The following is a 25447-nucleotide window of genomic DNA, read 5'->3' as shown; positions in this document are numbered from 1 at the left end:
TTAACTCTAGACGTATTCATGCCGTTTATTGTGGGCAAAGACGCGTCTCGTTACAACCTTAACCCAAATGACTGATTTCGGGAGAACGGCCATGAGTTTATTTGATAGAAAGCATCTCGTTACTCAAGCAGATGCGCTACCTGGACGCAACACCCCGATGCCAGTGGCAACGCTGCATGCGGTTAACCAACATTCGATGACCAACGTGCCCGACGGTATGGAAATCGCCCTTTTCGCCATGGGATGTTTCTGGGGCGTGGAGCGTTTATTCTGGTCATTACCCGGCGTGTACAGCACCGCAGCCGGATACACCGGCGGCTATACCCCTAACCCGACCTATCGGGAAGTTTGCTCTGGCGATACCGGGCATGCCGAGGCGGTACGCGTCGTCTATGACCCGCATGTTATCAGCTACGAGCAACTGCTGCAGGTGTTCTGGGAAAATCACGACCCGGCGCAAGGTATGCGCCAGGGGAACGACCAGGGTACGCAGTATCGTTCCGCTATTTATCCCTTAACGCCAGAGCAAACCGCCGCAGCACAGGCCAGCCTTGAGCGTTTTCAGGCGGCGATGACTGCCGCTGGCGACGAGCGGACCATTACAACGGAAATCAGTACGGCAACCCCGTTCTATTATGCCGAAGACGATCACCAACAATATCTGCACAAAAACCCTTATGGATACTGTGGAATTGGCGGGATTGGCGTGTGTTTGCCACCACAAGGTTAAATTTCCCCCTCTGGCGACGTTACAGTACCTTACGCTATACTAGCTTCTGAATTTACCGGCTCACTTCCACGAGCCGGTTTTCAATGTGTATTTCACACGGATTTATCAACTTCTCCCTTCCGAGGATCTGACCCGAACGGTCGGATAAGATATGTTAAACAGTATTTTAGTCATTCTCTGCCTGATCGCCGTGAGTGCGTTTTTCTCGATATCCGAGATCTCGCTTGCCGCATCACGCAAAATCAAACTTAAACTGCTTGCCGATGAAGGCAATGTAAACGCACAGCGTGTTTTGAAGATGCAGGAAAACCCCGGCATGTTTTTTACCGTGGTGCAGATTGGCCTTAACGCGGTCGCCATTCTCGGCGGTATCGTTGGTGATGCGGCCTTTTCCCCGGCGTTTTACAGTCTGTTCTCAAAGTACTTCGCTCCAGAGCTGTCCGAACAGTTAAGTTTTATTCTGTCCTTCTCACTGGTTACTGGCCTGTTCATCCTGTTCGCGGATTTAACCCCGAAACGCATCGGTATGATTGCGCCAGAAGCTGTGGCTTTGCGTATCATCAACCCGATGCGCTTCTGTCTGCTGGTCTTCCGCCCGCTGGTGTGGTTCTTTAACGGTCTGGCAAATAACATTTTCCGCCTGTTTAAAATCCCCATGGTGCGTAAAGATGACATCACGTCAGACGACATTTACGCCGTGGTCGAAGCCGGTGCGCTGGCGGGTGTTCTGCGCAAGCAGGAACATGAGCTGATTGAAAATGTGTTCGAACTGGAATCCCGTACCGTACCGTCTTCAATGACGTCGCGCGAGAACATTATCTGGTTCGATCTTCACGAAGACGAGCAGAGCCTGAAGAACAAAGTGGCGGAACACCCGCACTCCAAATTCCTGGTGTGTAACGAAGATATCGACCACATCATTGGCTATGTCGATTCAAAGGATCTCCTCAACCGCGTGCTGGCCAACCAGAGCATGGCGCTGAACAGCGGCGTGCAGATCCGCAATACGCTGATTGTCCCGGATACGCTGACGCTCTCTGAAGCGCTGGAAAGCTTCAAAACCGCAGGCGAAGATTTTGCCGTCATCATGAACGAGTATGCATTGGTGGTGGGGATTATCACGCTCAACGATGTGATGACCACGCTGATGGGCGATTTAGTTGGTCAGGGCCTGGAAGAGCAGATCGTGGCGCGTGATGAAAACTCATGGTTAGTCGACGGCGGTACGCCGATTGATGACGTCATGCGCGTCCTGGATATCGACGAATTCCCGCAGTCCGGCAACTATGAGACCATCGGCGGCTTTATGATGTTCATGTTGCGTAAAATCCCGAAACGCACCGACTCGGTGAAATATTCAGGCTACAAATTTGAAGTGGTGGATATCGATAATTATAAGATCGATCAACTGCTGGTGACGCGTCTGGACAGTAAACCTACCGTTCTGGTCCCAAAACTGCCGGATGCGAAGGAAGAGGCGAAGGCGTCATAGCGCCTTGCAGAAACATCAACGGCTCCAGTCCTGGAGCCGTTTTTTTAACTACCGCATAGCACTTTGATCAAGCCATCTCAGTTTGCAGACGCAAGACCTGACGGTTAACTTCGGACATCACCGAAAAATGCAGCTTGTCCTTCACTTTTGGGATAAGAATCTTACCCTTATCAAATTCAAAAGCGCCTACGTCCTTGATATATAACCGTCCACGAAACAGGATCTTCACGTACTTCGCCACCTGCAGCGGGTTGTATCGTTGGAAAATTTTCATTGTTGTCTCCTGCTGAGCATTACGCCTTTGCGGTACCACAATCGGTCCGACAATCCTCAGGCGCAAATTTTAATGCCCTATGACTATAGACTATCTCGTTGATGTTTCCAGCGTGTATAAGTTTATTTACCTTCAAGTTACAATTATTCAGAATTATCTTTTCAACGCTTCGCTGTCTTCAGTATAAGCCTTCGATTTTCGCAGGATTTGTGCGCCCGTCCGCAAACTGGCATCGCGCTTGCGGGAAAAAGCATCAATCGCACATATGATTAAATTCCAGACCCAAGTGGTCGGATCACCTGCAAAATAAAGAAAGAAGGAAAACCTATGACCTTACGAAAACTGCTGGCGCTGTCGTGCCTGCTGCTGCCGATGATTGCCTCCGCCCATAAGTTTGAGACTAACCAGCGCGTACCACCGGTGGGGATCGCCGATCGCGGCGAACTGATTCTTGATAACGATAAGTTTAGCTACAAAAGCTGGAATAGCGCGCAACTGCCCGGCAAAGTACGGATTGTGCAACACATCGCCGGACGCACCTCCGCTAAAGAGAAAAACGCGAACCTGATTGAAGCTATCAAAGCGGCGAACCTGCCGCACGACAAATACCAGACCACCACTATCGTCAACACGGATGACGCCATTCCCGGCTCCGGTATGTTTGTGCGCAGCAGTCTGGAGAGCAACAAGAAGCTCTATCCATGGTCACAATTTATTGTCGACAGCAACGGCATTGCGCGTAAAGCCTGGCAACTGGATGAAGAAAGCTCCGCTATTGCGGTACTCGATAAGGACGGACGCGTACAGTGGGCAAAAGATGGTGCATTAACGCAGGAAGAGGTGCAGCAGGTGATTGCCCTGCTGCATAAATTGCTCAGTAAATAGAGACCCGAAAGCCGGGGTTGAGGAACGATTCACGTGGGGTGTAGTCCAGCGGTTTCCCCTGCCAGTCGTGAACGTGCGCTCCGGCTGCGGCGGCAACGGCGTGGCCAGCGGCGGTGTCCCAGACGTTAGTTGGTCCAAAACGCGGATACAGCTGCGCGTGCCCTTCCGCCACCAGGCAGAATTTCAGCGACGAGCCAATCGACGTGGTCTGGTGTTCGCCCAGTTGTTGCAGATACTCTTTTAACTCATTGTCGGCATGCGAGCGGCTAATCACCACCAGCGGTGGACGCGCGTCACGTACCAGGATCTGTTTGCGCACACCGCACTCTTCTTTCCACGCTTTACCTTCTGCCGCGCTGTACATGACCTTCATTACTGGCGCGTAAACCACGCCAAGCACCGGCTTTCCCTGTTCAATCAGCGCAATATTGACGGTAAATTCACCGTTACGTTTAATAAACTCTTTGGTACCGTCCAGCGGGTCCACCAGCCAGTAGCGCTGCCAGTGCTGGCGAACATCCCAGCCAGGAGGAGCTTCTTCAGACAGAACCGGAATATCCGGCGTCAACGCCTGTAATCCTTCGAGGATCACCGTGTGCGCAGCGATATCCGCCGCCGTGACCGGAGAATCATCCTGCTTGCTGGTAATCTCCATCGGTTTGATTCCATCGTAGACCTGCATAATGGCATCGCCCGCGTTCCGTGCAAGCTGGCATACATGTTCTAACATTCTCCACCTCGTTTGTCAGTGGTGTTAACTCGTTGTTTTACTTATACCCGATCGTCAGGGGATCCGCCAACTGTGATAGCGTCTGCGGTTTTAAACGCTATATTCATGTCATGATTCACAGTTCTGTAAGCAAGAAGATTTATATACATTTTCTTTTGTGGCTTAGATCTTAAAAGGATGCCCCTGATGATTAAGTTTAGTGCAACGCTTCTGGCAACGCTGATTGCAGCCAGCGTGAATGCCGCGACCGTCGATCTGCGAATAATGGAAACCACTGATTTACATAGCAATATGATGGATTTCGATTATTACAAAGACACGCCGACTGAAAAATTTGGCCTGGTGCGCACGGCAAGTCTGATCAACGCCGCGCGTGGTGAAGTCAAAAACAGCGTGCTGGTTGATAACGGCGATCTGATTCAGGGCAGCCCGCTCGGGGATTACATGGCGGCCAAAGGGCTGAAAGCGGGCGAAACTCACCCGGTATATAAGGCGCTCAATACGCTGGATTACGCGGTGGGTAACCTCGGCAACCATGAATTCAACTACGGTCTGGCGTATTTGCATAACGCGCTGGCCGGAGCGAAGTTCCCCTACGTTAACGCCAATATCATCGATGTTAAGACCAAAAAGCCGCTATTTACGCCTTATTTGATCAAAGAAACTGAAGTGGTCGACCAGCAAGGTAACAAGCAGACGCTGAAGATTGGCTATATCGGCTTTGTGCCACCACAAATCATGACCTGGGATAAAGCTAACCTTAGCGGCAAAGTGACGGTAAATGACATCACCGAAACCGCGCGTAAGTATGTGCCGGAAATGCGGAAAAAAGGCGCTGATGTCGTGGTGGTGATTGCTCACTCCGGCCTTTCTGCCGACCCGTATCAGACGATGGCGGAAAACTCCGTTTATTATCTCAGTGAAGTACCGGGTGTGGATGCCATTATGTTTGGTCATGCTCACGCCGTTTTCCCGGGTAAAGATTTTGCCAATATTAAAGGCGCGGATATCGCGAAAGGCACGCTCAATGGCGTACCGGCGGTGATGCCGGGCATGTGGGGCGATCATCTGGGCGTCGTGGATTTGGTACTGAATAACGACAGCGGTAAATGGCAGGTCAGCCAGGCGAAAGCAGAGGCACGCCCCATTTATGACGCCGCGGCGAAAAAATCACTGGCCGGTGAAGACAAAAAAATCGTAGAGATCCTGAAAGCCGATCACGACGCCACTCGTGAATTCGTCAGCAAACCGATCGGTAAATCCGCCGACAATATGTACAGCTACCTGGCGCTGGTTCAGGATGATCCGACCGTGCAGGTAGTGAATAACGCCCAGAAAGCCTATGTGGAACATTTTATTCAGGGCGATCCCGACCTGGCAAAATTGCCGGTACTTTCCGCGGCCGCGCCGTTTAAGGTCGGTGGACGTAAGAACGATCCGGCCAGCTTTGTCGAAGTCGAAAAAGGCCAGTTAACCTTCCGTAATGCCGCTGATTTGTATCTCTATCCCAATACCCTGGTGGTCGTGAAAGCCAGCGGCAAAGAGGTGAAAGAGTGGCTGGAATGTTCCGCCGGGCAGTTTAATCAAATTGATATTCACAGCAGCAAGCCGCAGTCGCTGATCAACTGGGATGGGTTCCGTACTTATAACTTTGACGTGATCGACGGCGTGAATTATCAGATTGATGTTTCACAGCCCGCCCGCTACGACGGCGAGTGCCAGACCATCAACCCAAAAGCAGAGCGGATTAAGAATCTGACCTTTAACGGTAAGCCTGTCGATCCTAACGCCACCTTCCTCGTCGCGACCAACAACTATCGCGCCTATGGCGGTAAGTTTGCCGGAACCGGAGACAACCACATCGCGTTTGCGTCACCAGATGAAAACCGCTCGGTGCTGGCCGCATGGATTGGTGCTGAGACGAAGCGTGCCGGTGAAATTCATCCGGCGGCAGATAACAACTGGCGTCTGGCGCCGATTCACAGTGATACGCCACTGGATATTCGTTTTGAAACGTCACCGTCTGAGAAAGCCGCAGCGTTTATCAAAGAGAAAGGACAATACCCGCTGAAAAAAGTCGCTACCGATGATATCGGCTTTGCGATTTATCAGTTGGATTTGAGTAAGTAACTCTCGTGCCGGATGCGACGCACTAACGTCTTATCCGGCCTACAAAACACACTGCCAACCTATCACGCAACCCGCTCTTCCCGTTGCGCCAAAACCTGCGGCAAATTCAGTTCTATCCAGTCCGCCAGCGCGGCGACTTTATCGCTCACCTGCTCACCCAACGGCGTCAGGCTATATTCCACGTGCGGCGGCACCACCGGATAGGACACTCGATTGATAAATCCGTCCTGCTCCAGTGCCTGCAGGGATTGCGCCAGCATTTTTTCACTGACGCCGCCCATCTTCCGGCGCAAATCGCTAAAGCGGTGCGTACCATCGCGCAGCGCCACCAGAATTAACACGCCCCAGCGGCTGGTGACGTGTTTTAACACCTCGCGGGAGGGACACTGTTCGGCAAACAAATTGCCATCGCGTAATTGCTGGGAGAGGGTCGACGCTGTCATTTTCATACTAACCTTTTTGTGCGTACTTACTAAAAGTAAGTTTAAGTGTTAGCGTGATTAAACACAAGACCAATACCAAGGAGTTACCCCATGATCGCAATTACCGGCGCCACCGGCCAACTGGGCCAACACGTTATTGAATCGCTACTGAAAACCGTTCCTGCCAGCCAGATTGTGGCTATCGTGCGTAACCCCGCTAAAGCGACGGCGCTTAGCCAGCAGGGCATTACCGTTCGCCAGGCGGATTACAGCGACGAAGCCGCGTTTTCGACTGCCTTACAGGGTATCGACAAGCTACTGCTGATCTCCTCCAGCGAAGTGGGACAACGTGCCCCACAGCATCGCAACGTGATTAATGCAGCAAAGGCTGCCCACGTGAAATTTATCGCCTACACCAGCCTGCTGCACGCCGACACCTCCCCGCTGGGGCTGGCCGATGAACACGTCGCCACCGAGAAGATGCTGGCTGAATCCGGTATCGCTTATGCGCTACTGCGCAACGGCTGGTACACCGAAAACTATCTCGCCAGCGCGCCAGCTGCACTGGAACACGGCGTCTTTATCGGGGCGGCGGGAGAAGGCAAAATCGCCTCGGCAACCCGCGCCGACTATGCCGCTGCCGCCGCGCGCGTCATCAGTGAAGAGGGGCACGCCGGTAAAACCTACGAACTGGCGGGCGATGCAGGCTGGACCCTGAGCCAGTTGGCTGCCGAGCTGGCAAAGCAGAGCGGTAAAAAAGTGGTGTATCAGAACCTGAGCGAAGCTGATTTTGCCGCAGCGCTGAAAGGCTTTGGTCTGCCTGCCGGGCTGGCGGAGATGCTGGCTGATTCTGACGTTGGCGCCTCTAAAGGCGGTCTGTTCGATGACAGCCATACGTTGAGCAAACTGATTGGCCGCCCAACCACATCATTGGCTGACAGCGTCAAAAGCATCGTATAAGTGTTAAAAATTAGTTAATTGTGGTGGCATCCCCGCGCATCCTCTCTGATAATGACAGGATGATGCGTGGGGAGAGAAAACGTGCAAGGTGTACCTGAGCAGTTTATTGATGAGAAAGACAGCGCCCGCTTTCGCCATCTGGCGCAGGTGCCGGGCGTTGAGCTGTATCATGCGCACATCTCACGTTACGCCTTTGAACCACATACCCATGAAGCGTTTGGCATTGGCGCGATAGAAGCCGGAGCCGAACGTTTTCGCTATCGCGGTACGCAGTACGTCGCGCCCGCCCATTCTGTCGTCACCATGAATCCCGATGAGTTGCATACCGGCGAAGCCGAAACCGCCGATGGCTGGCGCTATCGGATGATCTATCTTGAGCCCGATCTTCTGGAAGAGGTCACCGGGATCCGCCACTGGTGGTTTCATGACGTAACGCGTCACGATCCGCTGCGCTCGCGCCAGATCTGCTCACTGATCCACGGCCTGTGGAACACAGAGGATGCGCTGGCGCAAAAAGGGTTATTGCTCGATCTGATCGACACCTTCCAGCCGCTGGCCCGCCATGCGCCAACATCTACAGAGGGGGCGCATCGCTTTGAGCGGGTACGCGAGTATCTGCATGATAATTACATGCACCCGATAACGCTCGACGAACTGGCGCGGGTTGCCTCACTGAGTCCCTGGCATTTTCAACGCCAGTTTAAATCTCATTTCCACGTTACGCCGCACCAAATGCTGATGGCCATTCGCCTGTGGCGAGCCAAAGGTTTTCTCACTCACGGAATGCCCGCCGCAGAGGTCGCCGCCGCAACCGGTTTGACCGACCAGTCGCATCTCACCCGCGCATTTACTCATCGTTACGGCATTACGCCGGTACGTTATCAGAAGCAGGTTTATTCGCGCTAATGCGCAATCTCATACAATACGGCTGCACTCTCCCTGCCTACACTCAACGCAATGTTTAATGATGTGGATGTTAACAATGATTAGCGGCGTGCTGTACGCCCTGCTGGCAGGGCTGATGTGGGGATTAATTTTTGTCGGGCCGCTGATCGTGCCGGAATACCCGGCAGTATTACAGTCGATGGGACGCTATCTGGCGCTGGGGCTGATCGCCGTGCCGATCGCCTGGCTGGGACGCGCGCGTCTGCGCCAACTGACGGGTAAAGACTGGATAACGGCGCTGGCGCTAACGATGATGGGTAACCTGATTTATTACGTTTGCCTGGCCAGCGCCATCCAGCGTACCGGCGCGCCAGTATCAACGATGATTATTGGTACATTACCGGTGGTGATCCCGGTCTTCGCCAACCTGCTCTATAGCCAGCGTGACGGTAAATTATCCTGGTGGCGTCTGTCACCTGCGCTGATATTAATTGCTATTGGCCTGCTGTGCGTGAATATCTCGGAGCTGAACCAGGGATTACCCGATTTCAGCGGCTGGCGTTATGGCTCTGGTATCGTGCTGGCGCTTGTCTCAGTGGTGTGCTGGGCGTGGTATGCACTGCGTAATGCCCGCTGGCTGCGCGAGAATCCAGATAAGCATCCGATGATGTGGGCGACAGCTCAGGCGCTGGTGACGCTGCCCGTTTCTCTGCTGGGGTACATTGCAGCATGTCTGTGGCTGCATGGGCAAACGCCAGGTTTCGCCCTGCCCTTCGGCCCGCGTCCGGATGTGTTTATCGGCCTGATGATAGCCATTGCGGTATTGTGTTCGTGGGTGGGCGCGCTGTGCTGGAACGTCGCCAGCCAGAAGCTGCCGACGGTGATCCTCGGCCCGCTGATTGTCTTCGAAACGCTGGCTGGCCTGCTGTATACCTTTATGCTGCGCCAGGCTTTTCCGCCGCTGCTGACGCTAAGCGGTATTGCGCTGCTGGTAATAGGCGTGGTAATTGCGGTGCGGTCAAAACCGCAGAAACCGGCGGTAGTGCCGGTTTCAGGGGATGCCTGATGGCGCTGCGCTTATCAGGCCTACAAGGACTGTACGATCTCATGTAGGCCGGATAAGGCGTTTACGCCGCCATCCGGCGCGACACTTTAAATACCGCCACGGTCTGGTTCAGTCGTGCTGCCTGCTCTTCAAGCGCGGCGGCAGCGGAAGCGGACTCCTCCACCAGCGAAGCATTTTGCTGCGTCACGCGATCCATCTCGGCAACGGCCTGACCTACCTGATCGATACCCCGGCTCTGTTCATCAGAAGCCGAGGCAATTTCGCCCATAATGTCGGTCACGCGGGTCACGGCGCTGACAATCTCCGCCATCGTTTCGCCTGCTTCATGCACCAGCGCCGTACCGGCATTGACCCGATTGCCCGAGTCATCAATCAGCGCCTTAATCTCTTTTGCCGCCTGAGCGCTACGCTGCGCCAGAGTACGAACTTCGCCAGCGACCACGGCAAAACCACGGCCCTGTTCGCCCGCACGCGCCGCTTCTACCGCCGCGTTCAGCGCCAGAATATTGGTCTGGAAGGCAATACCGTCGATAACAGAGGTAATTTGCGCGATTTTGCTGGAACTGGTGGCGATTTCGTCCATCGTACGCACTACGCCATCAACCACGGTTCCACCTTTCAGCGCCGTCTGTGAGGCGTTTTTTGCCAGACTGGTCGCCTGACGCGCGTTATCCGCGTTCTGCTTCACGGTGGCGGTGAGTTGTTCCATGCTGGCAGCGGTCTCTTCCAGAGAGGCAGCCTGCTGCTCGGTACGTGAAGAGAGATCGTTACTGCCTGCGGCAATTTCACCCGCGCCGGTGTAGATAGTGTCAGCCCCGTCACGCACCACGCTGACCGTATTCGCCAGCGCCTGCTGCATGTCACGCACATTACTTGCCAGCAGCGCCATTTCATTGCTGCCATCGGCGTTGATGCTATGCGTCAGGTCACCCGCAGCGATGTGGCGAATATGTCCCATCACCTCGTGGAGCGGCTTGAGCAACACGCGCTGCATCGCCAGCCAGCTGGCGACAATCACAGTGACGACAGTCAACATCACGGCAGACAACAGCCAGATTATCTTGCGGTAATCACTCTCATTGTCCTGCACGCCGGCAGTGGCCAGCGCCGTTTGCGCGGCACGCCATTCCCGATATACTTCCTGCATGGCCGTCTGCTTCTGCTCAGCATTCTGCTTGAACATCTCTTCCAGCTTACCTTCAGCCAGCAGCGCGTTCATTTTAGCCAGCGTCGCAGAATAGATGCCGTACTGTTCTTCCAGCCGATCGGCCAGACGCTCATCCAGCCCCGGCGTTTCTGGCAGGGCGTAGTATTTATCGTAATGCTCTTTCGACTCGGCCAGCAGACGATTTGCCGTGTTCACCAGTTCTTTCAACTGACCACCGTTGATCTCGCTGGCCATCGTTCCCTGTAAACGCAGCATCCCCCGGTTGAGCGTGACGCGAGCCTGGTTCAGGCTAATCCACGCATCGGTAAATTCAGCCACGTTCTGACTGGAAAGCTGAGAGACATTAAAGTTCTGTTTATCGTTATTGAGTGCGCCAATAAAGACGCCTGCGGAGATGAGCTGCATTGCGCCCAGCGCGAGTAACACGGTGATAAGTAAGGTTATCACTTTGATTCGTTTGAACATCTGTTGCCTTTTATTATGCAGGTATTGTCTGAGGTCTAACTATCGGCAGCGGCGTGCGCTTATTTAATTCTCTGGCGCAGCTTTTTTCGCCATTTCTCCCCTTTTCAATAAGATTCAGCACCTTAACGAAATAAGAAATTTTCGTGACGCTCATCACAAAACACCCCACCCCGAAAGGGTTATAGCCTTCCTTATAAGTTGCATTTAAAATACATCTTATATTATTGAGAATGAGGTAACGGCAATGTCTTATCGCGATCAACCTTTAGGTGAACTGGCGCTCTCTATTCCTCGCGCTTCGGCCCTGTTTCGTAAATACGATATGGATTACTGCTGCGGCGGTAAGCAAACGCTGGCACGCGCTGCCGCGCGTAAAGAGCTGGATTTAGACGCTATCGAGGCGCAGCTCGCGCAACTGGCTGAACAGCCGTTGGAGAAAGACTGGCGTACCGTGGCGCTGGCTGAAATCATCGACCATATCATTGTGCGTTATCACGACAGACATCGCGAACAGTTGCCGGAACTGATCCTGCAGGCCACGAAAGTTGAACGCGTCCACGCAGACAAACCGAACGTACCGCGCGGTCTGGCGAAGAACCTGAGCATGCTGCATGAAGAGCTGTCCAGCCACATGATGAAGGAAGAGCAGATCCTGTTCCCGATGATTAAACAGGGCATGGGTAGCCAGGCGATGGGACCAATCAGCGTGATGGAAAGCGAGCATGACGATGCCGGTGAACTGGTCGAAGTGATCAAACACATCACCCATAATGTGACGCCGCCGCCAGAAGCCTGCACCACCTGGAAAGCCATGTATAACGGCATTAACGAGATGATCGACGACCTGATGGAACACATCAGTCTGGAAAATAATGTGTTGTTCCCGCGTGCCCTCGCAGGTGAATAAAAAAAGGCGCCCGAGAGCGCCTTCCTGAAGTCCGAATTCGGCCACTGCTTATGTGGCCTTTTTTGTGTCCGATATGGCTACGCCTAACGCACGCCTGCCATACGTTTCTTACCGATAAACAACCAGCCCAGACCCAGCGCGATGAACCACAGCGGCGTCACGATCAGCGCCTGGCGAGTATCCTCTTCCAGCGTCAGCAGTACCAGTACGAAAACAAAGAACGCCATACACACCCAGCACATCAGCTTACCGAGCGGCATCTTGTAGATTGATCTTTCATGCAGGTGCGGACGCTGCTTGCGGTACACCAGGTACGAGCAAAGAATGATGGTCCATACGAACATGAACAGAATCGCCGACACGGTGGTGATCATGGTGAACGCGCCAATCACGCTCGGATTCACATACAGCATCACCACGCCGCCCAACAGGCAGATACAGGAGAAGGTTAAACCTTTCGCCGGAACCGCGCGTTTAGACAGCTTGGCAAACGCTTTAGGCGCCACGCCTTCCTGCGCCAGACCAAACAGCATACGGCTGGTAGAGAACACGCCGCTGTTTGCGGAAGAGGCCGCAGAAGTTAGCACTACAAAGTTGATCAGGCTCGCCGCCGCGGGCAGACCGACCAGGACAAACAGTTCAACGAATGGGCTCTTGGATGGCACCACCGAGCTCCACGGCGTGACGGACATAATCACAATCAGCGCGAAAACGTAGAACATGATGATACGGATCGGGATCGAGTTAATGGCGCGCGGCAGAGATTTCTCCGGATCTTTGGTTTCCGCAGCGGTTGTCCCCACCAGCTCAATGCCCACAAACGCGAACACCGCAATCTGGAAGCCGGCAAAGAAGCCGCTCAGCCCTTTCGGGAACCAGCCACCGTCATTCCACAGATGCGTGAACGATGCCTGAACGCCAGTTGGCGACTGGAAGTGCGTCAGCACCATCACCAGGCCGACGACAATCAGACCGATAATGGCAACGATTTTGATCATCGCAAACCAGAACTCCATCTCACCGAACATTTTTACCGTGGCGAGGTTAAGGCTCAGCAGCAGCACGATCACCGCCAGCGAGGCGACCCAGTCTGAGAGTTCAGGGAACCAGAATTGCGCATACGCCGTAATGGCGACAACGTCGGCCATCCCGGTAACAACCCAGCAGAACCAGTAAGTCCAACCGGTAAAATACCCGGCCCATGGCCCAAGCAGGTCGGAGGCAAAATCACTAAATGATTTGTACTCCAGATTCGAGAGCAGCAACTCTCCCATTGCCCGCATCACGAAAAACAGCATGAAACCGATGATCATATACACAAAGATGATCGACGGTCCGGCAAGACTAATAGTTTTACCGGAGCCCATAAACAGGCCGGTACCGATAGCGCCGCCAATGGCAATAAGTTGAATATGACGGTTTGTGAGATTGCGCCGTAGCGACTGTTCAGACGAAGCCTCTTCTGCGGCTTCGACTTTTACCTGATCTACCATGTTTTTTCTTCCTGTACCTGTCTGTGTTGTTCAGGCTCTACGGCCTTTAGTGTGTCTATGATACGACGATCCTGTTATCAGGACTCATCGATATTAGGTAAGAATTGGCGGGATGAATACTAAGATTTAGATATAATGTTAATTTAATGTTTAAAGTGAGTGTCATATCACTCTGATAGCGCGAATCAGCTCACAAAAATACACGCTGGTGAGGCATTTGCAAGATAAAATATCGACAACGGCGTAACTATAGCTTTTCACGCTATTTCTTTGCTCCCCCCGGCCTCGGGGGGAACAGAAGTCACTGCTTACAGAATCTCAAGCAGTTCAACGTCGAATACCAGCGTGCTGAACGGAGGAATGGACGCGCCAGCGCCACGCTCGCCGTAAGCCAGTTCCTGAGGAATAGTCAGTTCCCATTTGGAACCCACCGGCATCAGAGTCAGCGCTTCAATCCAGCCAGGGATGACGCCGTTAACCGGGAATTCAGCCGGTTCGCCACGTGCGACAGAACTGTCGAACACGGTACCGTCGATCAGTTTACCGGTGTAATGCACGCGAACGCGGTCGGTGCGTGCCGGGATAGCACCTTCGCCCTGGGTCAGAACACGGAACTGCAAACCGGATTCAGTGCTGTTCACACCCTCTTTCTCACGGTTTTCTTCCAGATATTTAACGCCATCAGCGGCCATAGCCTGGAAACGCTCGCGACGAACTGCATCAGCACGCTCGTGGATTTCACGCAGTGCGCGATGCACAACATCAACCGGCACTGCCGGATGCTTGCCTTCCAGCGCGTCAGCGATACCCGCTACCAGCGCTTCAGGCAACAGCCCTTCCAGACCGGATTCGCTCAGCTGCTGTCCTACCTGCAAACCAATGCCGTAGCTTGCTTGCGCTTCGATAGTGTCAAAAGTCGGGGTAGCCATCATATTTCCTTTCATCGGATGTAAAGTAGCGGGCAGCATATCAGCCATGCCGCATCCGGTAAAACTTTGTCTCGGGAACTGATGACAAATCGCGAGGAAAAAGAAACAATGACTATTGTCCGCATGAATGTCACGAAAGCGGGTACCCGAACAAGTATCATAGAGTTAGCGATCTATACTCTATGACTGAGGAACGAGACGCGGAGCAGGAGGAAAGCCATGCCCGGGCGCTTTGAATTAAAACCAACCCTGGCGAAAATCTGGCATGCACCGGACAATTTTCGCATTATGGACCCGCTGCCGCCGATGCACCGCCGCGGCATTATTGCTGCTGCTATCGTGCTGGTGATCGGTTTCCTGCTCCCTTCCAGCGACAACAGCGATGCACCAGTGGTCGCGCGTACTGCCCAGTTGGATTTGCAGTCGCAGTCACAGCCGCCGACGGAGGCCCAGCTTCAGGCACAACTGGTCGCCCCGCAAAACGACCCTGGCCAGGTCGCGCCGGTTGCGCCGGAACCCATCCAGGAAGGGGAACCAGACGCACAACCGCAGGCCCAGCAATCTCAGCCACAGACGCAACCTTTCCAGCCGGATAGTGGAATTGACCAGCAGTGGCGTTCCTACCGCGTAGATTCGGGTAAAACGCTGGCCCAGGTATTCCGTGACCACAATCTCCCGCCAACCGATGTGTACGCCATGGCGCAGGTAGAAGGGGCCGGGAAACCGCTGAGCAATTTGAAAGACGGACAGATGGTGCAGATCAGGCAGAATGCCAGTGGCGTAGTGACAGGGTTAACCATCGATACGGGTAATGGCCAGCAGGTCCTGTTTACCCGCCAGCCTAACGGCAGTTTTATTCGCGCCCGATAGCCAGCACACCTGATAAGCGCAGTGCCATCAGGCAGCAAGGTGAAGCGTTAGCGTTTCACCTTGTTCACCCACCAGATCCCCGAACAGACCAGCACCAACGCTACTGCATATTTCCATTCGAGAATATTTTCGCCGAGGAAAATGGCCGACAGTACCGCGCCTGAAACCGGGATCAGGAAGTTAAACGGCGCAATCATCCCCACGCGGTTGTGTTTAAGCAAAATACTCCACAAGGCAAATGCCACCGAAGAGAGCAACGTCAGGTAGCCCAGAATCGCCAACGAAGACGCGCCGTGTACGGTCAGCGTGCCACCAAAAGCGTAACCGCCGATCACCAGCGCCAGACCGCCACCGCCCAGTTGATACCCCGTCATTACCGTCGGGTCGACCGTCTGAGAAATGCGTTTGCCGTATAACGTAGCGGCGGAGAGAATAAAGGCAGCCATCACTACCGAGCCGTCCCCTAACAGGCTGAAGCTAAAATCCAGTCCGCTGTTAAAGTTCACCACCATCACGCCGAGAAAGCCCAGGATACAACCCAGCGCCTTGTTGTAGCTGAGTTCATCGTTCTGATAGATAAAATGCGCCAGCAGCACGCTGAAGAACGTGCCTGTCGCGTTCATGATGGACCCTTTCACCCCCGTGGTGAACGCCAGGCCAATATAAAAGAAAATATATTGCAGCGAAGTCTGCGTCAGCCCCAACAACGTGAGCTGACCATATTGACGCGGACTTAACCGGCCAATCGGTTTACGCTGCGCCACCGCCAGCAGGAGCAACAATAATCCCGCAAACAGGAAGCGATAGCCGGCAAAGACAATTTTCGAGGGAATGTCATCCGTGGCAATCTGGAAGATCTCGTATCCACTTTTGATCGCCGGGTAGGCGCTCCCCCACAGCAAGCAGCAGAATGCCGCGCTCAGATAGACAACATTTTTACGCGCAAACAGAGGTTGGTGCGTTGGTTCCATTCCATCACCACTTTGAAATAATGTTTTATTTTTATGATTATCCCGAAAAGGACAAAGAATAGCCAGAGAGAAAGACGGGGAACAGAAAAGCAAAACGCCGGCACTGGGCCGGCGCTTTTACGCGGTTAGCAGAATAAAAACTTATTCCGCAACTACGTTTACAGTCAGCTTAGCAAACACTTCGCTGTGAACCTGGAAGCTCACTTCGTGCTCGCCAGTGGTACGCAGAACGCCGTTCGGCAGACGAACTTCGCTCTTAGCTACTTCAACGCCAGCTGCAGTTACAGCGTCAGCGATGTCGCGAGTACCGATGGAACCGAACAGTTTACCTTCGTCGCCTGCTTTAGACGCGATGGTTACGGTTTCCAGTGCGTTGATTTTCTCAGCACGAGCTTCAGCAGCGGACAGAACGTCAGCCAGTTTAGCTTCCAGCTCAGCGCGACGCGCTTCGAAAAATTCAACGTTTTTCTTGGTAGCAGGAACAGCTTTACCCTGTGGTACCAGGAAGTTACGAGCATAGCCCGCTTTAACGTTAACCTGATCACCCAGGCTACCCAGGTTTGCTACTTTATCAAGCAGAATAACTTGCATTACCTTATCCTCTCAAAGTCGTATTAATGGACCGTGACCGATTACTGATGACGATCAGTGTACGGCAGCAGGGACAGGTAGCGAGCGCGTTTGATAGCGCGAGCCAGCTGACGCTGGTATTTTGCACGGGTACCGGTGATACGGCTTGGGACAATCTTACCGCTTTCGGTGATGTAGTTTTTCAGCGTAGCGATATCTTTATAGTCGATCTCTTGAACGCCTTCCGCGGTGAAACGGCAGAACTTGCGACGACGGAAATAACGTGCCATATGGCTAGTCTCCAGAATCTATCAATTCAATCTGCTCGGCATGCAGAACCATTTTGCTCAGGCCGTTCTTTGCCTTATGGCAAGAGATGAACCCCTGAACGGTTACTGCGCTACCGACCGTTATACTGTGAGTAATGGCCTGGTTTTCGTGTCCGCTAACAATAACGGGCATTTGGCACCACGCCTGCCGGTGAAACCCGGCTTCCTCCTGCACAGAACGATGCTCAAGCACGAACTGGCAATGAGGAATTCCTGATGGACTGACCTTTCGAAGGGGGGCCCTGCACACGGTGCCGGACAACGCCAGACGGTTGGTCATCAGAAATTACTCTTCAGAATCCCCAGCTTCAGCATCATCTGCGGTTTCGTTTGCGAAATCATCGCGACGCTCACGGCGCTCGTCTTTCGCTTTAACCATCGGAGATGCTTCGGTAACAGCGTGTTTTGTACGCATAACCATGCTGCGGATAACGGCATCGTTGAAGCGGAAGGTAGTTTCCAGCTCATCGATCACTTCCTGCGGCGCTTCAACGTTCATCAGAACGTAGTGAGCTTTGTGCAGTTTGTTGATCGGGTAAGCCAGCTGACGGCGGCCCCAGTCTTCCAGACGGTGGATCGTGCCTTCTGCGCCAGTGATGGCAGCAGTGTAGCGTTCGATCATACCCGGAACCTGTTCGCTCTGGTCAGGATGGACCATAAAAACGATTTCGTAATGACGCATCGAATTGCTCCTTACGGATTATTCAGCCTCCTGTCTGGGTCAGCCGAGGCCCATGGAGGCAAGGAACGTGTTAAAGGTCGGCTGAAAAATGACGCGTCATAATACTGGGGTCAGCCGGTAAACTCAAGGTGCTTGTACGATTATTTACCATGTCGCCATTAATACATATCCAGCAGCATTTTGACGCTAATGCAAATGGAGACAATGACAATCATCGGCCGGATAACTTTCTTTCCGCGCGTCAGTACCACCGTTGCGCCCAGGCGCGCGCCGAGCGATTGTCCGGCAAACATCACCAGCCCCAGCGACCAGATCATTTTGCCGCCGAAAATGAAGAACAAAATCGAGGCGATATTCGATGCAAGGTTAATAAAATTCGAGTGAATTTGTGCCTTATCGATGCTGTATCCCCACAACAGGATATAGCAGAGCGTATAAAAGGAACCCGCACCAGCGCCAAGAAATCCATCATAAAAGCCAATGCAGCCGCCGCAGATCAGAGAAAAGAAAAACAGGGATACCTGCGGCTTTCTTTTCGGTTCGCTGAGGTTGGGAGCGGAAATAAAGTAGATGGCGACGGCGATAATCAGTACCGGAAGCAGTTTTTTCAACACCTCCGGTTCAATGAACTGAATGAGCGTCGTGCCTAACGCTGAGCCGATAAAAGCAGACAGGAATACATACTTGTGCTCCTGCACGTTGATATGTCCCCGGCGTAAAAAGTAAATCCCGGAGGTTAGCGAACTGCCCAGCGCCTGAATTTTGTTGGTTGCCAGCGCATTCGCCGGGGGTAAACCAGAAATTAACAGTGCGCCAATAGAGAGAAACCCACCGCCGCCCGACACCACGTTAATAAAGCCAGCCACCAGTGCGACCATAAACATAATCACGAAGTAGCTGAAATCCATGAATGAAGTATCCATAAGTTTTTGCCTTATTATCATAAAGTTATATTAATTATACGGCTCACTATAAACAGGGTATCCATCCGTTTAAATTGACTATTTGGTATGAGCTTGTGCGCGAAATACAGGTATTTTTTAACGCAGCGGTATCTATCAGTTACCTGTAAATAAAAGAAAAGGCGGGTATGCGGTAATTTTTTGAACAACTGCATCAGAAATGGTCGCTAACGCCTGCGCCGGTAGCGGTTAAAATTACATCAGAAGCTCATCACTCACAGGAGAGAAGCAACCAGAGACCGCAGTCGAGGAGGTACATATGCGAGCCCGTGTTTTGACCCTTCTGGCTGTGCTTTTGCTCAGTGCAAATGCAACGGCAGCCATCCAAATTGACAATCATCAGGCCAGGAATATGGATGATGTGCAGAGCTTAGGCGTCATTTACATAAATCATAACTTCGCCACTGAAAGTGAAGCCACTCAGGCCCTGAATGAAGAGACCGATGCGCAAGGCGCAAACTACTACCACGTGATCCTCACCAGGGAACCCGGCAGTAACGGAAATATGCACGCCAGTGCGGATATTTATCGCTAGCACCAGAAACAACCAACGAGAACATTGCCACCGTTTGACTTGCCCCCCTCACCGGGGGCTTTTTTTTGCACATCCGGTAAATGAGAATTATTTTTCTTTGTATCTTATCCTGGTCATCATTTACTGATTAAATAAAGCATTACCGAACTGATACTCTGGGGCGAAACCATGTTTGCACGCTATGCGACGCTGAATCGCATACCAAAAGGCGTTTGGGTGCTGGGCGGCGTGAGTCTGCTTATGGATGTCTCCTCCGAAATGATCCATAGCCTGCTGCCGTTGTTTATGGCAACCACGCTGGGAGCCAGCGTCATTATCATTGGCCTGATTGAAGGATTAGCTGAAGCCACCGCGCTGATCATTAAGGTTTTTTCCGGCGTTCTCAGTGATTATCTGGGAAAACGCAAAGGGCTGGCGATGCTCGGTTATGGTTTGGGGGCACTGAGTAAGCCCCTGTTCGCGATGGCGGGCTCATCAGGCATGGTACTCAGCGCTCGCATGATTGATCGTGTGGGTAAAGGTATTCGCGGTGCCCCCAGGGATGCGTTAGTCGCGGATGTCACCCCGTCCGAGATCCGCGGCGCCGCCTATGGTCTGCGTCAGTCTTTGGATACCATTGGCGCATTTCTGGGCCCCCTGCTCGCCGTCGGGCTAATGCTGCTATGGAACAACGATTTTCACACTATCTTCTGGGTTGCCGTCATCCCTGGGGTACTCTCTATCGCCCTGCTATGGTTTGGCCTGAGTGAACCGAAAACCCCCGTCACTGATAAACGCACCAATCCGTTACGACGGGAAAACCTGAAAAAGTTGAGTGCAGCCTACTGGTGGGTCGTGGGACTGGGCGCGCTCTTCACGCTCGCCCGCTTTAGCGAAGCGTTTCTCGTGTTGCGCGCATATCAAATGGATATCCCGCTGTTTGCCATTCCGCTGGTAATGGTCGCCATGAATCTGGTCTACAGTCTGTCGGCTTATCCTTTTGGAAAAATGTCTGACAGCATGAACCACACCCGCATGTTACAGGCGGGACTGCTGGTCCTGATCGCGGCGGATATCACTCTGGCGCTGAGTCACCACTGGAGCACGTTACTGATAGGCGTGGGACTGTGGGGGATTCATATGGGCATGACGCAAGGGTTGCTGGCTGCCATGATTGCGCATACCGCGCCAGCAGAACTACGCGGTACGGCCTTCGGTATGTTTAATCTGATCAGTGGCATCGCCCTGCTGTTAGCCAGTACCGGCGCGGGCATTCTGTGGGAAACGTTGGGCGCAGCCTCGACGTTTTACGCTGGTGCTGCCATTTGTGCGATAGTTTTAGCAGGAATGCGTTTTACGCCAGCGGCTTACCAGCAACGCTGAAGATTGCCCCGAACAGATCGGTGACGCACATCCGCAGATGCACGTTGTCCGGGGCAAAGACGTTACTTCTGCCCGTAGTAGGCGTTTGGGCCGTGCTTACGCATGAAGTGTTTATTCATCAGATAACTGTCGATGGGGCTGAGGGTCGGATTAATGCCACGCGCAATCCATGCCATTTTTGCGACCTCTTCCATCACCACAGCGTTGTGTACCGCGTCGTGCGCATCTTTACCCCAGGCAAACGGACCATGCTGATACACCACCACGCCGGGCGTATGCAGAGGCTCCACGTTCCCCAGCGTTTCGATAATCACCTTGCCGGTATTCAGCTCATATTCGCCCTCAACCTCTGCTTCAGTTAACGCCCGCGTGCAGGGGATATCACCAAAGAAGTAATCCGCATGCGTCGTGCCGAGTGCCGGAATTGCCAGACCCGCCTGTGCCCATGCCGTCGCGTGGGTTGAGTGGGTATGCACCACGCCGCCAAGAGATAAATAGCGGCGATACAGCGCCAGATGGGTGGCGGTATCGGAAGAAGGACGATAGCGTCCTTCCACCACGTTGCCATACAGATCCACAACCACCATGTCATCCACTGTCATTGTTTGGTAGTCGACGCCGCTGGGCTTAATCACCACCAGCCCGCGTTCGCGGTCGATGGCGCTGACGTTACCCCAGGTAAACGTCACCAGCCCGTAACGCGGCAGATCCATGTTGGCCTCAAAAACCTGCTGTTTAAGTTTTTGCATTACACCGTCTCCACCAGACCTACGCTGGCCATCCGCGCTTTCACCCAATCGCGCGCCTTCGCCACTTCACGCGCCGGATCGTCCGTTGTTTCGCTCCACATCTCAATCAGGTATGGCCCGCAATACCCACTCTGTTTGAGCGTCGCAAAACAGCGTTCGAAATCGACAACACCTTCACCAAACGGCACATTTTTGAACACGCCGGGTCTGGTGTCCTTCACGTGAACGGCCACGATATGGCCTATTCCTGCCTGCAACTCCATCTGTACATCGTTATCCCACGCCGACAAATTGCCGATATCGGGATACAGCTGGAACCACGGATTATTGAGATAGTGGGCATAACCCAGCGCCTTACTGATCGAATTCATCAGCGGATAATCCATGATCTCCATCGCCAGCGTCACCTGCGCGCGACTTGCCATCTCAACGCTCTCTTTTAGCCCCTCGCGAAATCGACGACGCGTTTCGTTATTAGCCTGCTGGTAATAGACGTCGTAACCCGCCAGTTGAATCACGCGAATACCAATATCCTGCGCAAACTGAATGGCTTTCCGCATGATCGCCAGTCCCTGATCGCGCACCGCATCATCTTCGCTCCCCAGCGGGAAACGGCGGTGAGCGCTCAGGCACATAGAAGGTACACGTACTCCCGTTTCGGCGATGGCGGCCACCAGCGCCAGACGCTGCTCGCGGCTCCAGTCAAGGCGCGCGAGGCGGGCATCGGTTTCATCAACCGACATTTCGACAAAGTCAAAACCTAACTCTTTCGCCAGCCGCAAGCGATCCAGCCAGCATTCCCCTCCAGGGAGCGCTTTTTCATAAATACCGAGCGGGACCTGTTTCGACAGCATAGTCGCTCCTTAGCCCCACAACTGGGCGATGGAACGTTTGAACTGACGCGCCGCCTCAACCGGAGAAGCGGCATCACGAATGCTGCGGCCAGCGATAAAGACGTGAATCGGAATCCCCTGGAACAGCGGCAGATCCTCCAGCGCCAGACCGCCGGTGACGGTGACTTTAAAGCCCATATCAGACAGGCGTTTGATGGCACTGATATCCGCCTCTCCCCACGCCACTCCTGCGGCCTGCGCATCACGACTGCGATGATAGACAACCTGCCCGATACCCGCGTCACGCCACTCCTGAGCCTGTTCCCAGGTCCAGTAACCGGTCAGTTCAATCTGTACGTCGCCGTTAAATTCTTTCGCCACCTCGAGCGCACCTTTGGTGGTATTGATATCCGCACAGCAGATAACAGTGACCCAATCAGCGTTGGCCTCGAAACACATGCGAGAGAGAATTTTACCCGCATCGGCGATTTTGGCGTCCGCCAGCACAATTTTATGTGGGTAGAGCGCCTTCAGGTCACGTACGGCACGTACGCCCTCAGCAACACAAAGAATGGTGCCCACCTCAATGATATCGACCTCTTCGGCGATCAGACGCGTCGTTTCATACGCAGAAGACATTGATTGGTTATCCAGCGCAACCTGCAACATAGGTAATGACATTTCGGTATCCTTTTAAACAGCCGCCGCAGTGGCGTTATCAATTAAATCCAGCACTTCCTGCGCGGTGCGGCAGGCACGTAGACGGTCGAAATTGGCTTCATCGTCAAACAGATTCACGATCTGCATGATGCCCACTTCCTGATGCGTGTTTGCGTCGACCGCCGCCATCGTGATCAGAATATCCACCGGGTCGTTATCTTCGTGGTTAAACACCAACGGTGTTTTCAGCGTCACCAGCGCAAAGCCGGTCTTCTTAACGCCTTCTTCCGGGCGTCCGTGCGGCATCGCCAGTCCTGGCGCAATCACAAAGTACGGACCAAACTGTTCAACCCCATCAAGAATGGCCTGGTAGTAGCGCGGTTCAACCACGTCGGCCTTAACCAGCAGATCGACGCCCAGCTTTACCGCTTCCTGCCAGGTGTTGGCCTCAGCCTGTAGAAGGATGGCGTTATTGTCTGCCAGCGAATCACGTAATTTCATATGCCGTATCCTTACTTCACGTCCTGTGGGAAATGCGCTTTGATCACTTCCAGCAGTTTTGGTCCAAAATCGGCGGGCGACAGCATGTTGCGTACGCCAACAACATATTTATTGCCAGTTACGGTAATTTCACCGGCAATATGGGTAGAGGCGATGATGATATCCGCGCCGTTCAGTTCACTTTTGTACTCACCCACTGCGCAGCTGTTCACTGTATGGTCAATATTTGACTGGGTTAAAAACTGGTCCACTTTCATCTTCATGATCATGGAACTGCCCTGCCCATTGCCACACACAGCCAGAATACGTACGGTCATAATCGGAACTCCTTATTAAGCAGAGTGTTCTGCCAGTTGTTTTTCTGCGTCTTCCTCAGCGCGCAACGTGCGTCCTGCGAAAAACATATAAGCCAGTGCAATCAGAATAATGACGGCCATAAACGCGATGCCGATGGAGGCAAAGCCCTGCATCATCGGCGGCGCCAGAATTGACCAGTCCGCCATCCCCATCCACGCGCTCATACCGGTGAGTTTCACCGCCCAGACGCAGCCAAAGATTTCAATCATCCCCATCACCAGACAAATCTTGAGCGCCGCGCGCCAGCCGCCAAAGTGGTTCGCGAACACGCCAATGGTGGCGTTGGAGAAAAACATTGGGATAAAACCAGGAATAATCAGGATGGAAGAGCCGCAGCCCACGAGGATGCCGACCGCAATCAGTTGGCCGATGGTGCCCCACATGAAGCCCCACACCACCGCGTTGGGAGCAAAGCTGTATATCGCCGCACAGTCAATCGCCAATACCGCACCGGGAATCAGACGCTGCGAGATACCGTTGAACGCTTCTGAAAGTTCGGCGACGAACATACGTACGCCCTGGGTGATGATGAAGATCGCCACGGCAAACGAAAAACCGGTCTGCAGGATGTACACCGTCCAGTGCGTTTTCCCCGCCATCGCCTGAACCACATCAATGCCGAAAGAAAGCAGGATCGCCCCGAAGAAAATGGTCATGACAATCGCGGTCGAAACGATGTTGTCATGGAAGATATTCAGCCAGCCAGGCAGTTTGAGATCTTCTACGCTCTCCTCTTTTTTACCCAGATAAGGCGCGACCTTGTAGGCAATCCATGAAGCGAACTGCTGCTGGTGGCCGATGGAAAAACCGCAGCCGTCGGTCACTTCCTGCGTCGGCTTGTACATCATATTGGAGGTAATCCCCCAGTAGAGCGACACCAGCACCGCCGTGCAGATAATGGTGGTCCACATGGAATAGCCGAAGATATAGAAAGAGACCGCAATTAAGCCCGCCTGCTGGAACATGATGTGCCCGGTGAGCATGATGGTGCGAATGCCGGTAATACGTCGCAGCAAGACGTAACAAATGTTCAGCGCCAGCGCCAACAGCACGGCATAACCTACCCAGCTATAAGCGTCTCCCATACGTTCAATGGTTGCCATCATGGAGGCATACGTATCGGAAATCGCACCATTGATACCGTAAACCTCGGACATCTTCGCCACCACCGGTTTAAACGTGCTGGTCAGAATGCCCGATCCCGCCTGCAGCAGCATAAAACCGATAATCGTTTTGATCGTGCCTTTGATAATGACGCTGACGCTTTTGCGCAACAGGATGTAGCCGAGGCAGGTCACAATACCCAACAGCAACGGCGCGTTGGTCATGACCTGATTAAAAAAGACGGTAAAGATGTTGTAGAGGATCTCCATAACGATCTCCAGTAGACAAAGTTGCTGAACATTCATTACAGATGTTCAGGATGTTGTGCCCCCACTCTAATTTTCAAAAGTAATCACAACAAGATTGAATTTGATTAAATGTGATGGAGTACGCAAATAAATCTCTTACCCGAGCCAGGGTTTTATG

General features: G+C 53.2%; 29 protein-coding genes. 11 read left to right on the top strand and 18 right to left on the bottom strand.

Features of this window, described 5'->3' with window-relative positions; genetic code table 11:
• Nucleotides 1-91 precede the first annotated feature (91 nt).
• Together msrA and FDW97_RS15820 are read left to right on the top strand one after the other, a co-directional pair.
• A complete protein-coding gene (gene msrA / locus FDW97_RS15825) occupies nucleotides 92-730 on the top strand; it encodes a peptide-methionine (S)-S-oxide reductase MsrA (RefSeq protein ID WP_032940276.1) in 639 nt (212 codons plus the stop codon).
• 151 nt (nucleotides 731-881) lie between these two features.
• Nucleotides 882-2222, top strand: a complete 1341-nt coding sequence (locus FDW97_RS15820; RefSeq protein WP_003025713.1) for a hemolysin family protein — start codon at nucleotides 882-884, stop codon at nucleotides 2220-2222.
• Nucleotides 2223-2289: 67 nt separating this feature from the next.
• Here the strand turns inward: FDW97_RS15820 and FDW97_RS15815 are convergent, their stop codons facing one another.
• Nucleotides 2290-2496, bottom strand: coding sequence for a DUF1107 domain-containing protein (locus FDW97_RS15815; RefSeq protein ID WP_003025710.1), 207 nt, complete (start codon nucleotides 2494-2496; stop codon nucleotides 2290-2292).
• 327 nt (nucleotides 2497-2823) lie between these two features.
• Between FDW97_RS15815 and FDW97_RS15810 the strand changes: the two genes are divergently transcribed.
• Complete coding sequence (locus FDW97_RS15810) at nucleotides 2824-3381, top strand: YtfJ family protein (RefSeq protein ID WP_038636612.1); 558 nt, start codon at nucleotides 2824-2826, stop codon at nucleotides 3379-3381.
• On the opposite strand, the gene cysQ is transcribed toward FDW97_RS15810, so the two are convergent.
• The gene (gene cysQ, locus FDW97_RS15805; RefSeq protein WP_038636607.1) at nucleotides 3371-4111 is read right to left on the bottom strand and encodes a 3'(2'),5'-bisphosphate nucleotidase CysQ; all 741 of its coding nucleotides are present in this window, start codon (nucleotides 4109-4111) and stop codon (nucleotides 3371-3373) included. The genes FDW97_RS15810 and cysQ overlap by 11 nt on opposite strands.
• Nucleotides 4112-4297: 186 nt before the next feature.
• Here cysQ and cpdB point away from each other — a divergent pair, with 186 nt between their 5' ends.
• The gene (cpdB, locus tag FDW97_RS15800; RefSeq protein WP_069324748.1) at nucleotides 4298-6241 is read left to right on the top strand and encodes a 2',3'-cyclic-nucleotide 2'-phosphodiesterase; all 1944 of its coding nucleotides are present in this window, start codon (nucleotides 4298-4300) and stop codon (nucleotides 6239-6241) included.
• 62 nt (nucleotides 6242-6303) lie between these two features.
• Here the strand turns inward: cpdB and FDW97_RS15795 are convergent, their stop codons facing one another.
• On the bottom strand, nucleotides 6304-6684 hold the full coding sequence (locus FDW97_RS15795; RefSeq protein ID WP_038642973.1) for a helix-turn-helix domain-containing protein: 381 nt from the start codon (nucleotides 6682-6684) through the stop codon (nucleotides 6304-6306).
• A 90-nt stretch (nucleotides 6685-6774) separates the two neighbouring features.
• Between FDW97_RS15795 and FDW97_RS15790 the strand changes: the two genes are divergently transcribed.
• The 3 genes from FDW97_RS15790 (at nucleotide 6775) to FDW97_RS15780 (ending at nucleotide 9574) form a co-directional block, all read left to right on the top strand.
• Nucleotides 6775-7623: an SDR family oxidoreductase gene (locus FDW97_RS15790; RefSeq protein ID WP_061382740.1), complete on the top strand. Its 849-nt coding sequence runs from the start codon at nucleotides 6775-6777 to the stop codon at nucleotides 7621-7623.
• Between the two features lie 81 nt (nucleotides 7624-7704).
• The gene (locus FDW97_RS15785; RefSeq protein ID WP_137351294.1) at nucleotides 7705-8529 is read left to right on the top strand and encodes an AraC family transcriptional regulator; all 825 of its coding nucleotides are present in this window, start codon (nucleotides 7705-7707) and stop codon (nucleotides 8527-8529) included.
• Nucleotides 8530-8605: 76 nt separating this feature from the next.
• Nucleotides 8606-9574 carry a DMT family transporter gene (locus FDW97_RS15780; protein WP_110496170.1) on the top strand — a complete coding sequence of 323 codons (969 nt, stop codon included), beginning with the start codon at nucleotides 8606-8608 and terminating at the stop codon, nucleotides 9572-9574.
• 61 nt (nucleotides 9575-9635) lie between these two features.
• Here FDW97_RS15780 and FDW97_RS15775 read toward each other — a convergent pair whose 3' ends face one another.
• A complete protein-coding gene (locus FDW97_RS15775) occupies nucleotides 9636-11207 on the bottom strand; it encodes a methyl-accepting chemotaxis protein (RefSeq protein WP_061382738.1) in 1572 nt (523 codons plus the stop codon).
• Between the two features lie 244 nt (nucleotides 11208-11451).
• Here FDW97_RS15775 and ytfE point away from each other — a divergent pair, with 244 nt between their 5' ends.
• Entirely contained in the window at nucleotides 11452-12114 is a 663-nt protein-coding gene (gene ytfE, locus FDW97_RS15770) for an iron-sulfur cluster repair protein YtfE (protein WP_069324744.1), read from the top strand.
• 83 nt (nucleotides 12115-12197) lie between these two features.
• Here the strand turns inward: ytfE and cycA are convergent, their stop codons facing one another.
• A complete protein-coding gene (cycA, locus tag FDW97_RS15765) occupies nucleotides 12198-13607 on the bottom strand; it encodes a D-serine/D-alanine/glycine transporter (protein ID WP_137351293.1) in 1410 nt (469 codons plus the stop codon).
• Between the two features lie 308 nt (nucleotides 13608-13915).
• Nucleotides 13916-14536, bottom strand: coding sequence for an FKBP-type peptidyl-prolyl cis-trans isomerase (gene fklB / locus FDW97_RS15760; protein WP_038642968.1), 621 nt, complete (start codon nucleotides 14534-14536; stop codon nucleotides 13916-13918).
• A gap of 219 nt (nucleotides 14537-14755) precedes the next feature.
• Here fklB and FDW97_RS15755 point away from each other — a divergent pair, with 219 nt between their 5' ends.
• A complete protein-coding gene (locus tag FDW97_RS15755; RefSeq protein WP_069324743.1) occupies nucleotides 14756-15406 on the top strand; it encodes an OapA family protein in 651 nt (216 codons plus the stop codon).
• A gap of 47 nt (nucleotides 15407-15453) precedes the next feature.
• Here the strand turns inward: FDW97_RS15755 and FDW97_RS15750 are convergent, their stop codons facing one another.
• The 6 genes from FDW97_RS15750 to FDW97_RS15725 form a co-directional block, all read right to left on the bottom strand.
• Nucleotides 15454-16377 (bottom strand): DMT family transporter, encoded by a 924-nt coding sequence (locus tag FDW97_RS15750; RefSeq protein WP_137351292.1) that lies wholly within the window; start codon nucleotides 16375-16377, stop codon nucleotides 15454-15456.
• A gap of 141 nt (nucleotides 16378-16518) precedes the next feature.
• Complete coding sequence (gene rplI / locus FDW97_RS15745; RefSeq protein WP_003025676.1) at nucleotides 16519-16968, bottom strand: 50S ribosomal protein L9; 450 nt, start codon at nucleotides 16966-16968, stop codon at nucleotides 16519-16521.
• 41 nt (nucleotides 16969-17009) lie between these two features.
• Nucleotides 17010-17237: a 30S ribosomal protein S18 gene (rpsR, locus tag FDW97_RS15740; protein ID WP_000135199.1), complete on the bottom strand. Its 228-nt coding sequence runs from the start codon at nucleotides 17235-17237 to the stop codon at nucleotides 17010-17012.
• A gap of 4 nt (nucleotides 17238-17241) precedes the next feature.
• Entirely contained in the window at nucleotides 17242-17556 is a 315-nt protein-coding gene (gene priB, locus FDW97_RS15735) for a primosomal replication protein N (RefSeq protein WP_006686338.1), read from the bottom strand.
• Between the two features lie 6 nt (nucleotides 17557-17562).
• Complete coding sequence (rpsF, locus tag FDW97_RS15730; RefSeq protein WP_003025672.1) at nucleotides 17563-17958, bottom strand: 30S ribosomal protein S6; 396 nt, start codon at nucleotides 17956-17958, stop codon at nucleotides 17563-17565.
• 158 nt (nucleotides 17959-18116) lie between these two features.
• Complete coding sequence (locus FDW97_RS15725) at nucleotides 18117-18881, bottom strand: TSUP family transporter (protein WP_038636579.1); 765 nt, start codon at nucleotides 18879-18881, stop codon at nucleotides 18117-18119.
• 298 nt (nucleotides 18882-19179) lie between these two features.
• Here FDW97_RS15725 and yjfY point away from each other — a divergent pair, with 298 nt between their 5' ends.
• On the top strand, nucleotides 19180-19455 hold the full coding sequence (gene yjfY, locus FDW97_RS15720) for a DUF1471 family protein YjfY (RefSeq protein ID WP_038636575.1): 276 nt from the start codon (nucleotides 19180-19182) through the stop codon (nucleotides 19453-19455).
• 168 nt (nucleotides 19456-19623) lie between these two features.
• On the top strand, nucleotides 19624-20817 hold the full coding sequence (locus FDW97_RS15715) for an MFS transporter (RefSeq protein ID WP_137351291.1): 1194 nt from the start codon (nucleotides 19624-19626) through the stop codon (nucleotides 20815-20817).
• Between the two features lie 62 nt (nucleotides 20818-20879).
• On the opposite strand, the gene FDW97_RS15710 is transcribed toward FDW97_RS15715, so the two are convergent.
• From FDW97_RS15710 to ulaA, 6 genes are read right to left on the bottom strand one after another with little or no spacing between them, the layout of a single operon-like run.
• Entirely contained in the window at nucleotides 20880-21566 is a 687-nt protein-coding gene (locus tag FDW97_RS15710) for an L-ribulose-5-phosphate 4-epimerase (protein ID WP_137351290.1), read from the bottom strand.
• Nucleotides 21566-22420, bottom strand: coding sequence for an L-ribulose-5-phosphate 3-epimerase (locus FDW97_RS15705; RefSeq protein ID WP_137351289.1), 855 nt, complete (start codon nucleotides 22418-22420; stop codon nucleotides 21566-21568). The genes FDW97_RS15710 and FDW97_RS15705 overlap by 1 nt, the downstream gene beginning before the upstream one ends.
• Before the next feature lie 9 nt (nucleotides 22421-22429).
• Nucleotides 22430-23080, bottom strand: coding sequence for a 3-keto-L-gulonate-6-phosphate decarboxylase UlaD (gene ulaD / locus FDW97_RS15700; protein WP_032940270.1), 651 nt, complete (start codon nucleotides 23078-23080; stop codon nucleotides 22430-22432).
• A 12-nt stretch (nucleotides 23081-23092) separates the two neighbouring features.
• A complete protein-coding gene (gene ulaC / locus FDW97_RS15695; RefSeq protein WP_038636563.1) occupies nucleotides 23093-23560 on the bottom strand; it encodes a PTS ascorbate transporter subunit IIA in 468 nt (155 codons plus the stop codon).
• Nucleotides 23561-23571: 11 nt separating this feature from the next.
• Nucleotides 23572-23877, bottom strand: coding sequence for a PTS ascorbate transporter subunit IIB (gene ulaB / locus FDW97_RS15690; RefSeq protein WP_001577590.1), 306 nt, complete (start codon nucleotides 23875-23877; stop codon nucleotides 23572-23574).
• 15 nt (nucleotides 23878-23892) lie between these two features.
• Nucleotides 23893-25290, bottom strand: coding sequence for a PTS ascorbate transporter subunit IIC (ulaA, locus tag FDW97_RS15685; protein ID WP_038636554.1), 1398 nt, complete (start codon nucleotides 25288-25290; stop codon nucleotides 23893-23895).
• Nucleotides 25291-25447 lie beyond the last annotated feature (157 nt).

The organism is Citrobacter sp. wls708, from assembly GCF_005281255.1.
Lineage (GTDB): Bacteria > Pseudomonadota > Gammaproteobacteria > Enterobacterales > Enterobacteriaceae > Citrobacter > Citrobacter werkmanii.
This window is presented reverse-complemented; position numbering and strand designations above follow the sequence as displayed.

Excerpts from the sequence above, each read along its gene's own strand:
- ulaB (WP_001577590.1), bottom strand. The coding sequence starts at position 23,877 with ATGACCGTACGTATTCTGGCTGTGTGTGGCAATGGGCAGGGCAGTTCC.
- rpsR (WP_000135199.1), bottom strand. The coding sequence starts at position 17,237 with ATGGCACGTTATTTCCGTCGTCGCAAGTTCTGCCGTTTCACCGCGGAA.
- FDW97_RS15820 (WP_003025713.1), top strand. The coding sequence starts at position 882 with ATGTTAAACAGTATTTTAGTCATTCTCTGCCTGATCGCCGTGAGTGCG.
- FDW97_RS15755 (WP_069324743.1), top strand. The coding sequence starts at position 14,756 with ATGCCCGGGCGCTTTGAATTAAAACCAACCCTGGCGAAAATCTGGCAT.
- FDW97_RS15710 (WP_137351290.1), bottom strand. The coding sequence starts at position 21,566 with ATGCAAAAACTTAAACAGCAGGTTTTTGAGGCCAACATGGATCTGCCG.
- ulaD (WP_032940270.1), bottom strand. The coding sequence starts at position 23,080 with ATGTCATTACCTATGTTGCAGGTTGCGCTGGATAACCAATCAATGTCT.
- FDW97_RS15725 (WP_038636579.1), bottom strand. The coding sequence starts at position 18,881 with ATGGATACTTCATTCATGGATTTCAGCTACTTCGTGATTATGTTTATG.
- FDW97_RS15715 (WP_137351291.1), top strand. The coding sequence starts at position 19,624 with ATGTTTGCACGCTATGCGACGCTGAATCGCATACCAAAAGGCGTTTGG.
- ulaC (WP_038636563.1), bottom strand. The coding sequence starts at position 23,560 with ATGAAATTACGTGATTCGCTGGCAGACAATAACGCCATCCTTCTACAG.
- ulaA (WP_038636554.1), bottom strand. The coding sequence starts at position 25,290 with ATGGAGATCCTCTACAACATCTTTACCGTCTTTTTTAATCAGGTCATG.
- FDW97_RS15780 (WP_110496170.1), top strand. The coding sequence starts at position 8,606 with ATGATTAGCGGCGTGCTGTACGCCCTGCTGGCAGGGCTGATGTGGGGA.
- FDW97_RS15795 (WP_038642973.1), bottom strand. The coding sequence starts at position 6,684 with ATGACAGCGTCGACCCTCTCCCAGCAATTACGCGATGGCAATTTGTTT.
- rplI (WP_003025676.1), bottom strand. The coding sequence starts at position 16,968 with ATGCAAGTTATTCTGCTTGATAAAGTAGCAAACCTGGGTAGCCTGGGT.
- fklB (WP_038642968.1), bottom strand. The coding sequence starts at position 14,536 with ATGGCTACCCCGACTTTTGACACTATCGAAGCGCAAGCAAGCTACGGC.
- FDW97_RS15810 (WP_038636612.1), top strand. The coding sequence starts at position 2,824 with ATGACCTTACGAAAACTGCTGGCGCTGTCGTGCCTGCTGCTGCCGATG.
- FDW97_RS15750 (WP_137351292.1), bottom strand. The coding sequence starts at position 16,377 with ATGGAACCAACGCACCAACCTCTGTTTGCGCGTAAAAATGTTGTCTAT.
- rpsF (WP_003025672.1), bottom strand. The coding sequence starts at position 17,958 with ATGCGTCATTACGAAATCGTTTTTATGGTCCATCCTGACCAGAGCGAA.
- priB (WP_006686338.1), bottom strand. The coding sequence starts at position 17,556 with ATGACCAACCGTCTGGCGTTGTCCGGCACCGTGTGCAGGGCCCCCCTT.
- FDW97_RS15815 (WP_003025710.1), bottom strand. The coding sequence starts at position 2,496 with ATGAAAATTTTCCAACGATACAACCCGCTGCAGGTGGCGAAGTACGTG.
- ytfE (WP_069324744.1), top strand. The coding sequence starts at position 11,452 with ATGTCTTATCGCGATCAACCTTTAGGTGAACTGGCGCTCTCTATTCCT.
- msrA (WP_032940276.1), top strand. The coding sequence starts at position 92 with ATGAGTTTATTTGATAGAAAGCATCTCGTTACTCAAGCAGATGCGCTA.
- FDW97_RS15705 (WP_137351289.1), bottom strand. The coding sequence starts at position 22,420 with ATGCTGTCGAAACAGGTCCCGCTCGGTATTTATGAAAAAGCGCTCCCT.
- FDW97_RS15790 (WP_061382740.1), top strand. The coding sequence starts at position 6,775 with ATGATCGCAATTACCGGCGCCACCGGCCAACTGGGCCAACACGTTATT.
- cycA (WP_137351293.1), bottom strand. The coding sequence starts at position 13,607 with ATGGTAGATCAGGTAAAAGTCGAAGCCGCAGAAGAGGCTTCGTCTGAA.
- cysQ (WP_038636607.1), bottom strand. The coding sequence starts at position 4,111 with ATGTTAGAACATGTATGCCAGCTTGCACGGAACGCGGGCGATGCCATT.
- cpdB (WP_069324748.1), top strand. The coding sequence starts at position 4,298 with ATGATTAAGTTTAGTGCAACGCTTCTGGCAACGCTGATTGCAGCCAGC.
- yjfY (WP_038636575.1), top strand. The coding sequence starts at position 19,180 with ATGCGAGCCCGTGTTTTGACCCTTCTGGCTGTGCTTTTGCTCAGTGCA.
- FDW97_RS15775 (WP_061382738.1), bottom strand. The coding sequence starts at position 11,207 with ATGTTCAAACGAATCAAAGTGATAACCTTACTTATCACCGTGTTACTC.